We start from the raw sequence: 12,769 nt of genomic DNA on the forward strand, positions 1-12,769 counted from the left end.
GATCGAAGTTAACAAAAAAGGGTGAAAGAAATGTATCTGACTGTAAAAGAAACAGCGGAGTATTTATCAGTTTCAGAGTTTTACGTTGAAAAGTTGATCCAGCAAAAGAAAATCCGGGCATTGTACGACGGTGAGCAGTATTTGATTTACAAAGATCAGTTCAATACACACTTTGAACAATTGGAAAAATATAAAAAGTTTGTGGAAGAGGTATGGAGTGAGCCGATTCCGGAAGATTTAGACGTGAAGGATGAGGATTAAAAATCATTCATTTCAAAATTTTCTTGACATATTTACTTTTTCTAATTAAAGTAATGATTAAATTTAATTAAAAATTTTATACGAAATTCTCTTATCAAGAGTGGCGGAGGGACTGGCCCGATGATGCCCGGCAACCGTTCCAAATGGAATTGGTGCTAAATCCTGCAAAACAAGGACTGTTTTGAGAGATAAGAGAGGCGAATCCTACATATGTATGCTGATGAACCTCTCTTTTCGGAGAGGTTTTTTTACTGTAGACAAATTTGCATTCGTGGAGTTTGATCTCGCTGATTACTGGTGAAGGGTAGATCACACGAAGAATGCCAATGTTTTTTGTCAACAGTCTAAAACCTCTCTATACGGAGAGGTTTTCTTTTTGGCAGATAGGAAAGTATAAAACTTTCCTATCTGCATAAGTGCAACTACGCCTCTGTCTTCGCCTTTACAAGGCTAGCCAATCGGCGAGTTTTCTTTATAAAAAGAAGCTTCTCCAATGATAAAAATGATTAGAAAAAGGGGAGCAAAAAAATGAGAAAAACAGTGTTCAAAGGATTATTAGTACCTGTATTAGCTGCATCACTTCTAATAACAGGCTGCTCAAACAACAGCTCAGCAGAGCCAGTTAAGGAAAAGCCGTCCGGTCCAATTGAAAATGTTCCGGAGCGGTTTGCGAATGGAGAAGAAGTGAAAATTAAGGTGATTCGTAAAATTGGTGGAGATGACCATACAGCACAATATCTTGCGGGAGCTAAAGAAGAAGGCGAGGCACTAGGTTTTAAGGTTGATGTGTTTACGGCAAATGGTGATTCTGCAAAGTTTCATGATGCCATTGCACAGTCTTTAGAAGAAGATTATGACGGTTTTATTATCTCTCATGGTGATGACGAAGCAACGGTAAGTGATGTGCAAAAGCTAGTCGATCAAGGAAAAAGTGTCGTTACGTTTGATTCCAATCCTAAACTTGCAGATATTGAAGGTGTGACACTTACATCACAAGATGATGAAGCACTAGCTAAACTAGCACTTGATCAGCTAGTTCAAGATACAAAGGGTAAAGCAAATATTGTCTACCTTTGGGTTGATGGTTTCCCACCAATGGTGCGACGTAATGCAGTCTATAAACAAGTGTTATCTGCTAATCCGGGTATTAAAGAAGTAGAACGATTCGGAGTTGCTGCTGCAGATACATCTGTTCAAACGCAAAATGCTGTAGCGGCCATGTTAAATAAACACAAAAAAGGGGAAATTGATGCAATTTTTGCCACATGGGATGCATTTGCCATTGGGGCAGCTAGAGCAATCAAGGAAGCAGGAAGAGATGAAATAAAAATTTATGGAATAGACATTTCTAATGCAGATATACAGGCAATGGGAGAAGAAAAAAGTTCATGGAAATATACAGCTGCCGTTGATCCTAAGCTCATCGGTGCTGTGAATATTCGATTGCTAGCGAAAAAATTAGCTGGAGAAAAAACACCGCAAACCTATGATTTAGAAGCTTCTCTTATTTCTCAAGAAGCGATTAAACACTCAAAAGAACCAGTTAACATGGAGAACTTAGGAAATGTCGTCGAAGGATGGGGCAAGTCGGACGCATTTGTAGAAGATTGGATGAGGACGCTTAAGGAACATTATAAATAATAAGGCATCCAAAAGGGAGGACGAAAGGGTGAATGTACTCTTCGTCCCCTCTTCCTAATGAAAGGGGAGAGTACATGACTAAGCTAGAGTTAAAGAATATATCTATAGAATTCCCAGGTGTCAAAGCTTTAGATGGCGCAAATTTTTCATGTGAAACAGGCACCGTACAAGCATTAATAGGCGCAAATGGAGCAGGGAAATCCACACTGATGAAAATATTATCGGGTGCATATAACCATTACACTGGTGGTATTTTTTTGGACGGTAAAGAAATTTCCATCTCTTCACCTAGAGAGGCTCAACAGCTTGGGATTCAGACAGTGTATCAAGAAGTAGATACAGCACTTATTCCTTATTTAACGGTTGGTGAAAACATCATGCTCCCATATACCATTCACGAGTCTGGTAAAAATCCTCTTGTAAACTGGAAAGAGCTTCATGAGAGAGCTACTCAGATTCTTAGTAGCTTAAACCTCAATTTGTCCTCCAAAAAGCTAGTACAGAATTTAACGCTTGCCGAAAAGCAAATGATCTTAATTGCAAGAGCTCTTACAACTTCCTGTCGTTTTTTAATTTTAGATGAACCGACTGCCCCATTAAGCCATCAAGAAACAACTGAGCTGTTCAGGGTAATAAAAAAATTAATAAAGAAGGATGTTGGCATTATATTTATTTCACACCGATTGCCGGAGATATTTGAAATATGTGATGAAGTAACGGTTATGCGAAATGGTAAAACCATAACGACAGAAAACATTGAAAAAACCAATCAGCATAAGATTATTGAACAGATGCTTGGACGTTCACTAGATGAACAGTTTCCATCAATTCCTGTTAAATTCGGTGAAAAAGTTTTAGAGGTATCAGGTTTAACAGATTCAAATGTTTACGACATATCACTGGATGTAAAAGCTGGAGAAATTGTTGGCATTGCGGGACTTGTAGGAGCCGGGAAAACAGAATTGTGCAAAGCGTTGTTTGGGGACTCTAAAATTGTTGCAGGTCAAATTACCATTAACGGAAAGCAAGCTGTTGTGAAAAATCCATATGATGCAGTCAAAAAAGGTATAGCGCTTGTGCCTGAAGAAAGAAGAAAAGAAGGCATTCTTGTGGAAGAATCTGTTTTGGCCAATTTGACAGCAGCAAATTTGAAGCCATTTACAAGGCTGTTTGGTTTTTTAAACAGGAATGCTGAAAAACAAAGATCTAAAGAAATAATAGAAAGCTTAGGAGTGAAAACACCTTCCGAGCAAACGAAAGTTGGAAATCTGTCTGGGGGTAATCAGCAAAAGGTTGTCATTGGAAAATGGTTGGTTGCCGAAGCGGATTTGTATATATTTGACGAGCCAACAAAAGGCGTGGATGTCGGGGCGAAGAGAGATCTTTTTGAATTAATTGTGGAGCTGGCTAAAAAAGGAAAAGGGATCCTTTATGCATCTTCTGAGCTTTCTGAAATTATGGGAATTACAAACCGAGTGTATGTGATGTATGACGGAAAAACGGTAAAAGAACTCCATACGAAAAATACGAGTGAAGAAGAGTTGTTATTTTATTCAACAGGAGGTGGCAGATAGATGGATCTATCGAACCCTATTTCTACTAAAAAACTAAATAAGTTGCCATTCAATTGGTTTGATTTTTTATATAAGTATGGAACAATTATCACGATTTTTGTTCTTATTTTGGTTTTCTCAATGAGCAATCCTTCTTTTATTCAAGGAAACAATCTCATTAATATTTTACGTTCGATTTCGATTGTGACGATTATTGCAATAGGAATTACCATTTCTTTATCCGTCAACGGCTTTGATTTATCGGTCGGATCCGTTGCATCTTTGTCAAATGCCATCGTCATTTCGATGTTTGTATGGTTTTCACAAAATACGGTTGTGGCCGTTTTGTCTGCTATAGCCGCTTCTTTACTTGTGGGTGCTTTTAACTCTTTTATGATTGTGAAAGGGAAAATCCCTGATATGCTCATGACACTTGCTACGATGTTTATTATTCAAGGGATTGCGTTGACCTATACGAAGGGGGCTACCGTATCACAAAACATGGTAATGCCGGATGGAACCTTCTCTAAGGGAGTCATTAGCCCACTTTTTGCAAAAATCGGAGCGGTACCTTGGATCATTTTTATCATGATTGTAGTAGTTGTAATTGTTCATGTATTCTTAACTTACACGAAATATGGAAGGTATATGTATATAATAGGAGGAAATGCAGAAGCTGCCCGTCTTTCAGGAATTCCAATAAATAAATACAAAATTGCTGCGTATTTGTTGTCAGCTTTGTTTGCGTCAATTGGCGGAATTGTGCATGCTTCCCGTGTGCTGACAGCGGAAATTAATGCAGGTGCGCCGTATCTTATGGATTCAGTCGCCGCTGCATTTATCGGATTCTCAGTACTCGGGGCAGGGAAGCCGAATGCCTTTGGAACTTTTATAGGAGCGGCACTCATCGGAATTCTGCAAAATGGACTGGTTATGCTCTCTGTTCCATACTATTCCATGGATATTGTAAAAGGTGCCGTACTCTCATTTGCTCTAGCGATTACGTATTACAAACAAAAACATTGAACCAACGGAAGGGACAAGATGTGTATTTCGACTGAAATATATGGGCTGCATTTTGCCCACAAACACTGCCTAACACAGAAAAGGTGCTTCTGTTAGCAGATGAATTTCTATATATGTTTAAGGATAGTGTGAATAATTGGTAATAATCCTGCTTCTTTATTTAAAAGATGCAGGATTATTCTTTTTTTTATTTTTATGTATATCATTAAAGATACCTTATTTTTGAAAAGAGGAACTTGTTTTGAAAAACCTTAAAATCTATTTAATTTTGGTCGGGACCATGGTGGTGTGGGGGGTTAATGTGCCCGTTTTGAAAATCATTGTTGAACGGTTTATGCCGATCACTGCGACGTCTATTCGGATTTTTATTGCCGGAATAACGGTTTTTGTCATTCTCTCCTGGTTTAAATTAGTCAGGAAGCCCACAAAGAAAGAAGTCATATACATTGTTCTAGGGAGTTTATTAAGTGTTGTGTTCCACCACTCTTTCTTGGCGATGGGGCTAACGAAGACAACAGCAGTTAATGGTGGTTTAATATTGGGATTGGGTCCATTGTTAACGGCGATTCTAGCTTCGGTATTATTAAAGGAAATACCGTCATTTATTAGAGTTATAGGCTTTCTTTTAGGGAGTTTAGGGGTATTTATTACGGTTCTTGCAGGTGGAAATGGACTATCAGGAGGTTCTGTGGGAGATTTATATGTGTTCCTAGCTATTACTTCACAGGCGTTGAGCTTTATCCTGATCAGTAAAGCAGCAAAAACTTTGGATCCTCGTTTACTGACTGGGTATATGCTGATTATTGGAGCTATCATTCTATTTATCATAAGTCTTATAAAAGAACCAGGTGGACTCCAAAGTTTGTCAAAAGTTGAGGGAAGTTCATGGGCATGGCTCTTGGCGTCAGGCATCTTCGCCACTGCATTAGGACACATGATTTATAATTTTGCAATTGGAAGAATAGGAGCAGCTGAGGCATCCATTTTTATGAATCTTAATATATTTTTTGCCCTATTGGGTTCTGCTCTTTTATTAGGAGAGCAAATTAAGGCAGCTCATCTTTTTGGTGTTGTCTTTATTGTGGCTGGCGTCATTCTTGGTTCTGGAACCTATGAAATCCTGATGCTAAGACGAATCGAAAGAAGAAAAAGGAAGGATGTGAGCCCTCTGTGAGTATGGGGGGTTTTCATTTTTTAAGAAGTCTACAGGAGCAAGAACATCGCTACATAACAGAAAACGGGGCACTTAATAAAGCGCCCCGTTAATAATAAAATCGGAAGACCAGTCAAGCTATAGCCCCGGTTTCTATCCTAATTTCTTATCTACATCCGACGTATCTACAGAATCTCCAAACCATTCTTTCAGCTTCGTTTTAGCCTTTAATTTTATATCATCATCAATATACATCGCGACCTGCAAGAGAGCGATGCCTAGAGCCCCTAAGTCATCTGTAAACCCGACGCCTACAGCAAAATCCGGAATCAAATCAAGAGGCAGGATAAAATAACCGAGTGCTCCAATAATGATCGTTTTTGTTTTAGTAGGTACTTCAGGCTTTTGAAGCGTATAGTACAAAAGAAGAACAGCATAAACAACGGACGAGCCGGCTTTTTTGCCGAACTTTTTAAGCTTTTCCCAAAATTTTTGTTCTGAATAATGTTTTTCGTTTTTTTGAAATGTATGTAATGCTTCTCTTACTTCATCATGAGATTTTTCCATCGCTTTCACCTTCCTCGCCAAAGATCATGTAAAGAATTTTACGCCTTCAATTGTTTTAAGCTTTCTCTTTTAATATTACAAGTTTTTTCATAGAAATGCATGTTGTTTACTAAAAAGAAAAAGGATCGATAAAAACAGGTTAGCTCTGTTTGATCGATCCTCATTTCATATTACATATGATTTACAATGGACAAATTGAATGCGCAGGTCGGATTCTCTAGAAACAAGCCTATTTTTATTTCCCTCTTTTCACAACAATTTTCCATTGTGCATCATCCACTTGCTCAAACTCAGTTACTTCATGTCCTTCCTTTGCTGCCCAAAGCGGGATGCTTTCAGTTGCTTGAGTGCAGTCGAAGTGAATGATGAGTTCCTCTCCTATTTGAATTTCCTGTATGGCCTGTTTTGCTTCTACGAGTGGGAATGGACAAACCATTCCTGTTGTTTCTAATACTTTAGCCAATGTCATTCTCTCCTTTCCGTTATGCTGTCGCTTCTGTGGCTACTTTAGCAGCAGCTATTTTTTGTTTTCGAATGATTATGAAATAAGTAGCAGTCCAAGATCCTAATAGGAAAAATACGACCGCCACCCATCCTTGCCAAGCAAAAATTGCGGAATTCACGAGACCATTCCCAATGGTGCAGCCTCCAGCAATACTGGCGCCAAAACCCATAGCTAAACCGCCGAGGGCATTATTCATAAGTGTCTTTTTATCAGGTAACCGCCAGCGGAATTCGCCGCTTCCCTTCGCAGCGATAAAGGATCCGATGAAAATTCCTACTACTAAAAATACACCCCAATCAATAATGGAGGTATCTCCGTTTACAAAATAATGCAGGATTTTTGCGGTTGGAGTTGTGATCCCAAGACCTGCATTTCTTCCGGTTGCCTCGCTCATCGGCCAAGCTAAAATAGCGATGATCCCAACAAGTGAAGCAGTAACGAAGGGATGCCAGCGCTTCTCGAATAGAATATGGGCTACCCCGCTTTTCTTTGGCTTTAAGGAGGCGATTTTGAGTTTAGGTTTTCTTAAATCTCTCACAACAAAAGCACCAATGACCACTCCTAATACAACAACTAGAACCCAAGGTGATAAATGAAACGTCTCATGAATATAAGTATCGCTCGTTTTATAAGATAGAAGCTGATCTCCAACTGGTTTGAGAAAACCGAATTTCGTGATGGCCGCACCAAGCATATAGCCAAAAAGGGCAATCCAGCTTCCAATTAGTCCTTCTCCAGCACGGTACCATGTACCAGTTGCACATCCTCCTGCAAAAACCATCCCCACACCGAAAATAAATCCGCCTAAAATGGTTCCAAGCCAAGGGAAAGGTCCTGCTTCAAGAACGATCAGTCCAGCGTCTTTCAATGCATATACTCCAATGCTTTGAATGGCAATTACGATAAAAGTGGCCAAAAGCATGCGCCCATCTTTCGCTAAAATTACATCCCGATAGGCTCCTACAATACAAAATCGTCCACGCTGTAAAACAAATCCAAGCAGCAGGCCACAAATCGTTCCTAACACAATCATTTGTAACATGCAATCACTCCTTGTAAAAATTATTAGAAAATTTATAAACATTATATTATAACAATTCCAATAAGTTTACTAGGTTTTTAGGGAATAAAAAATAAATATAGGAAATATCGTTTGCTTCTTTAAAGATGTAGCAAGATTTCCTACACTTTTACGAACCTTTCACATATGAATTTGCAGTATAGAAATTATTAATAGACAGTATGTCAATTTGGGGTGATTTATAGTGTAATTCAACTAGTAATTGAACATATTATAGATATTTCCACCAAGACGAATAAGAGGGTTATTTGGACAGGGCAAGCAGGAAATCGCCTAAGAAAGTCCGAATGCGAAGGTTATTCGGACAGGATATGTAGCAAATCGCCTAGGGGTGTCCGAATACGGAGGTTATTCGGACAGGGCCAGCAGGAGATCGCCTAAGAAAGTCCGAATGCGAAGGTTATTCGGACAGGATATGTAGCTAATTGCCTTGGGGTGTCCGAATACGGAGGTTATTCGGACAGGGCAAGCAGGAAATCGCCTAAGAAAGTCCGAATGCGAAGGTTATTCGGACAGGGCCAGCAGGAAATTGCCTAAGAAAGTCCGAATGCAAAGGTTATTCGGACAGGTCAAGCAGGAGATCGCCTAAGAAAGTCCGAATGCGAAGGTTATTCGGACAGGATATGTAGCAAATCGCCTAAGAAAGTCCGAATACGAAGGTTGTTCGGACAGGTCAAGCAGGCTATTGCCTAAGATAGTCCGAATGCGAAGGTTATTCGGACAGGGCAATCAGGAAATCGCCTAAGAAAGTCCGAATGCGAAGGTTATTCGGACAGGACCAGCAGGAGATCGCCTAAGAAAGTCCGAATATGAAGGTTATTCGGACAGGGCCAGCAGGAAATTGCCTAAGAAAGTCCGAATGCAAAGGTTATTCGGACAGAGTCAGCAAGCTGTTGCCTAAGAAAGTCCGAATGCGAAGGTTATTCGGACAGGGCCAGCAGGAGATCGCCTAAGAAAGTCCGAATGTGAAGGTTATTCGGACAGGGCCAGCAGGCTGTTGCCTAAGATAGTCCGAATGTGAAGGTTATATGGACAGGGCCAGCAGGAAATCGCCTAAGAAAGTCCGAATGCGAAGGTTATTCGGACAGGATATGTAGCAAATCGCCTAGGGGTGTCCGAATACGGAGGTTATTCGGACAGGTCAAGCAGGAAATCGCCTATGATAGCCCGAATTAGGGGAGCTAATATAAATAATTTCATTTAAATCAGACTTTTTCTCCTATTTGTCATCGAAATTAATTATTGAATTTAACATTTAAATTGCAGAGACCAGTCCATCAACTGATATTTTATAGTCTTATTGATATATTAAAATAAAGAGTCCAATTCATATGCGAATTGGACTATAAATTATGGTGTGAATATAATTTTTCTACCTTAATACTAAACTACTTAGAAGGTTCCGCTGCTTTTTCTTACAAAACGATCATCTTTCGAATAGAACCTGATACGTTTTTTTACCCACAATCCCATCTGGGGTTAGGCGGTGATCCATTTGGAATTGTCGTACTGCTTTTTCTGTACCCGATCCAAATATACCGTCGATGCCATTGGTTGAATAACCTAGAGCTGAAAGCTTCATTTGCACTTCTTTAACTTCTTTTCCTCTACTGCCTTTTTTAATCAAGATATTTTTTAATCCTTTTTCTACTAAACTTGATTGAAATACTGAATATCCATATCGCTTTGCGATGTCATCGAAGGACTTGGAAGAGCTTGTGATAATGACGGTCGTATAGTTCTTTACCTGATCAAACAGCCATTCTATCTCATGATTATACATTCGGATACATCCATCACTCGCATATGTACCGATAGAGCTTGGATTATTGGTACCGTGAATGGCATAGGTGGTACCAGAAGTACCTCTCGCATCAATTCCGAGCCAGCGTGTGCCAAGTGGGTTTCTTGGATCGCCACCTTTAATTTTTCCTTTATAGTACGTTCGGTTTTTAATTTTGTTTACAATCTGGAATTTACCTTCTGGCGTAAAAGAAGGTTTTTTACCCGTTGCCACTTTAAAAACCCTTACGAGTCTTCCATTCTCATAAAAGCCAAGTTCATTTGTCTGTTTATTTACGATGATTAGCTGCTGAACGACCGCCTTACTAGGCATTGCTCCCACTGTTAGTAGGATTAAAAATGCAGCTAAACACAATAGAAAATATTTTTTTAGCATAATATCAACCCCCAAGTAAAATATTTCTTCCGTTCACAATATTTTCTGAGGGCATTTTTCTACCACATGGAAAATGTAACAAATGGAGTGCTATTTTAAGATTATATATTTACAAAAAAATGACAGTTTAATGAAAGATCTGAGTCTATTGGATTATTCGTCTAATCATCAATCCGTGATTATAGCAAAAAAGTAATATATTATTTTAGTATGTTAGTTCATTAAAGTTTTTGTTGAGTAAACCTGTAATAAAAGTTATAATAATTTTACGTCGGAAAATACAGAATATTTTAACTAATAAGCACTATTTATAAAGTAAAAACCAAAAATCAAGGGGGATTTACATTGAAAAAAATCACTGGATGGTCTTTCGTTCTTTTGCTAGCTGTCATGATGATGCTTGCCGGATGTGGTACAAAGGAAGCAGATACGACTGCGAAAGGCGAGGAAAAGCCGGAAGAGAAAAAAACATTGCGAGTTGTGACTGACGCAGCCTATGCTCCTTTTGAATATATGGACAAGGGTGAAATAGTCGGCTTTGATGTTGATTTTATTAAAGCGGTTGCTAAGGAAGCTGGGTATGAAGTAAATATTGAACACGTTGGTTGGGATCCTTTATTTGTTGAGATCGAAAGTAAACGAGCAGATTTCGGAATATCGGCTATTACAATTAATGATGACCGTAAGAAATCCTATGATTTTTCTGTGCCTTATTTTTTATCTACTAATAAAATCCTTATCCCTGAAGGAAGCGCCATTAAGAGTGCAAGTGATTTGAAAGGGAAAATAGTGGCTGTACAAGCTGGTACGACAGGGCAGGAAGTAACAGAAGCGCTATTAGGAAAAAACAGTGACAACATCAAAAAGTTTGAAAATAACAATCTTGCGATTATGGAATTGACAAGTGGCGGTGCTGATGCTGTAGTGGCAGACAACACTGTAGTAGAAGAATATGCGAAAAATAATCCTGATAAAAAGCTGGTCGTAATCGAGGATACTAACCAATTTGATGCGGAATATTATGGACTTATGTTCCCAAAAGGCAGTGAGCTAAAGGCAGAATTTGATGAGGCGATCAACAAGGTTTTTGAAAATGGAGAGTATGCAAGAATATACAAAGAATGGTTTGGTTCAGAACCAGATATTCAAAATCTTAAGGATCAGCAAAAAGAGTAGTAGCAAAAGCGAAAAATTGCGCAACTCTGCCTGGCAGTGTTGCGCAATTTTTCGCTAAGCAAGTATTTTGAAGCTAGGTGTCTTATATTTTTTGTACTTACCGTTTTGACTAGGGGGATCATGAATGAGCTTTAATTTTGACATCATTGTAGAATACACACCCTTTTTCTTAAAAGGGACTTTGCTGACTATTGGCCTTTCGATTGCCAGCATTTTGATTGGAACCATTTTAGGTTTATTTATTGGAATAGGAAAAATGCTTCAAAACAAAATCCTCGCTTTTCCTTTTGTCGCGTATATCACCTTTTTCCGCGGCACACCTTTATTTGTTCAAATTCTCATCATCCACTTTGGTGTCGTACCTTTTTTCATAGAACAAACGAATGGGATTGCGGCAGCTGTTATCGCTCTATCGTTAAATGCTGCAGCTTATATTGCAGAGATTTTTCGCGCTGGGATTCAATCCATTGACCGCGGGCAAATGGAAGCAGCTCGTTCATTAGGTATGACGCACGCCCAAGCTATGAGGTATGTCATTCTTCCGCAGGCTTTCAAAAGAATGATACCGCCGCTTGGAAACGAATTTATCGTGCTGATCAAGGAATCTTCTTTGGCCTCCATCGTTGCTGCACCTGAGCTAATGTACTGGTCAAGAGCAATGGGATCACAATATTTTAAGGTTTGGGAACCGTATTTAACTGCAGCCGTTATTTATTTGTTTCTTACCCTTTCTTTAAGCTTCCTGCTAAATCGTCTTGAAAGAAGGTTGGCTACAGAATGATCAAAGTAGAAAAATTAAAGAAGAGCTTTGGAAATCACGAAGTACTAAAAGAAATCAGTGCTGAGATCAAGCAGCAGGAGGTCGTAGTGGTAATTGGTCCATCGGGATCGGGTAAATCTACCTTTTTGCGCTGTATCAACTTATTGGAGACCATTACAGCTGGACATATTTATATAGATGGCAAGGATATTGCCAATAAAAAAACAGACATCAATAAAATACGTATGGATGTCGGAATGGTCTTTCAGCAATTTAATTTGTTCCCACATAAAACGGTGCTTGAAAATATCATGCTAGCTCCAGTAAAAGTGAAAAAGGTTCCTATTGAAAATGCCAGGAAAAAAGGGCTGGAGCTTCTTCGAAAGGTAGGCCTTGAAGATAAGGCAAATGTCTATCCTGATTCTTTGTCGGGAGGTCAAAAGCAGCGGGTAGCGATTGCAAGAGCATTGGCAATGGAACCGAAAATCATGCTGTTTGATGAACCAACATCTGCACTCGATCCTGAAATGGTGGGAGAGGTATTAGAAGTTATGAAACAACTCGCCAGAGAAGGTATGACAATGGTTGTTGTTACGCATGAAATGGGCTTTGCAAGAGAAGTAGGGGATCGAGTGATTTTTATGGACGGGGGTTATATTGTAGAAGAAAACGTTCCTAATGAATTATTTGAAAATCCACAACAGGAACGTACGAAGTTATTTTTAAGTAAAGTTTTATAATCCGTCCATTTTACAAAAAGCAGAGAGTCCTAGTGACTTTCTGTTTTTTTATATGAAAGGGTTCGTTTTATTTATTGAAAATTTTCATTTTTTAGTGAACAAATAATCTTCATATTGTATAATAATG

General features: G+C 38.9%; 12 protein-coding genes and 1 riboswitch. Of the genes, 8 read left to right on the forward strand and 4 right to left on the reverse strand.

Translation table 11 applies throughout. From position 1 onward, the window contains the following. The first annotated feature begins 30 nt into the window (after window positions 1-30). The 5 genes from GD441_RS10580 (at window position 31) to GD441_RS10600 (ending at window position 5,655) form a co-directional block, all read left to right on the forward strand. Complete coding sequence (locus GD441_RS10580; RefSeq protein WP_153126403.1) at window positions 31-261, forward strand: excisionase family DNA-binding protein; 231 nt, start codon at window positions 31-33, stop codon at window positions 259-261. 88 nt (window positions 262-349) lie between these two features. Then, a riboswitch (SAM riboswitch) is annotated at window positions 350-456 on the forward strand. Between the two features lie 333 nt (window positions 457-789). After that, the gene (locus GD441_RS10585) at window positions 790-1,902 is read left to right on the forward strand and encodes a sugar ABC transporter substrate-binding protein (RefSeq protein WP_153126404.1); all 1,113 of its coding nucleotides are present in this window, start codon (window positions 790-792) and stop codon (window positions 1,900-1,902) included. 74 nt (window positions 1,903-1,976) lie between these two features. Beyond that, window positions 1,977-3,476: a sugar ABC transporter ATP-binding protein gene (locus tag GD441_RS10590; RefSeq protein ID WP_153126405.1), complete on the forward strand. Its 1,500-nt coding sequence runs from the start codon at window positions 1,977-1,979 to the stop codon at window positions 3,474-3,476. Beyond that, window positions 3,477-4,481, forward strand: coding sequence for an ABC transporter permease (locus GD441_RS10595; RefSeq protein ID WP_153126406.1), 1,005 nt, complete (start codon window positions 3,477-3,479; stop codon window positions 4,479-4,481). It abuts the gene before it with no gap. Between the two features lie 241 nt (window positions 4,482-4,722). After that, window positions 4,723-5,655: a DMT family transporter gene (locus GD441_RS10600; RefSeq protein WP_225434201.1), complete on the forward strand. Its 933-nt coding sequence runs from the start codon at window positions 4,723-4,725 to the stop codon at window positions 5,653-5,655. Between the two features lie 132 nt (window positions 5,656-5,787). Here GD441_RS10600 and GD441_RS10605 read toward each other — a convergent pair whose 3' ends face one another. The 4 genes from GD441_RS10605 to GD441_RS10620 form a co-directional block, all read right to left on the reverse strand. Further along, window positions 5,788-6,201 carry a YkvA family protein gene (locus tag GD441_RS10605; protein WP_153126407.1) on the reverse strand — a complete coding sequence of 138 codons (414 nt, stop codon included), beginning with the start codon at window positions 6,199-6,201 and terminating at the stop codon, window positions 5,788-5,790. 235 nt (window positions 6,202-6,436) lie between these two features. Then, window positions 6,437-6,664, reverse strand: coding sequence for a sulfurtransferase TusA family protein (locus GD441_RS10610; protein WP_153126408.1), 228 nt, complete (start codon window positions 6,662-6,664; stop codon window positions 6,437-6,439). A 19-nt stretch (window positions 6,665-6,683) separates the two neighbouring features. After that, window positions 6,684-7,748, reverse strand: a complete 1,065-nt coding sequence (locus tag GD441_RS10615) for a YeeE/YedE family protein (protein ID WP_153126409.1) — start codon at window positions 7,746-7,748, stop codon at window positions 6,684-6,686. Between the two features lie 1,465 nt (window positions 7,749-9,213). Beyond that, window positions 9,214-9,966 (reverse strand): L,D-transpeptidase family protein, encoded by a 753-nt coding sequence (locus GD441_RS10620; protein WP_153126410.1) that lies wholly within the window; start codon window positions 9,964-9,966, stop codon window positions 9,214-9,216. Window positions 9,967-10,311: 345 nt separating this feature from the next. On the opposite strand from GD441_RS10620, the gene GD441_RS10625 reads away from it, so the two are divergent. From GD441_RS10625 to GD441_RS10635, 3 genes are all read left to right on the forward strand, one after another. After that, the gene (locus GD441_RS10625) at window positions 10,312-11,142 is read left to right on the forward strand and encodes a basic amino acid ABC transporter substrate-binding protein (protein WP_153126411.1); all 831 of its coding nucleotides are present in this window, start codon (window positions 10,312-10,314) and stop codon (window positions 11,140-11,142) included. Between the two features lie 124 nt (window positions 11,143-11,266). Continuing rightward, window positions 11,267-11,923, forward strand: coding sequence for an amino acid ABC transporter permease (locus GD441_RS10630; protein WP_153126412.1), 657 nt, complete (start codon window positions 11,267-11,269; stop codon window positions 11,921-11,923). Further along, window positions 11,920-12,642 (forward strand): amino acid ABC transporter ATP-binding protein, encoded by a 723-nt coding sequence (locus GD441_RS10635; RefSeq protein ID WP_153126413.1) that lies wholly within the window; start codon window positions 11,920-11,922, stop codon window positions 12,640-12,642. The genes GD441_RS10630 and GD441_RS10635 overlap by 4 nt, the downstream gene beginning before the upstream one ends. Window positions 12,643-12,769: the final 127 nt, after the last annotated feature.

Origin of the sequence: Peribacillus tepidiphilus (genome assembly GCF_009466385.1) — a bacterium.
Classification (GTDB): Bacteria; Bacillota; Bacilli; order Bacillales; family DSM-1321; genus Bacillus_BN; species Bacillus_BN tepidiphilus.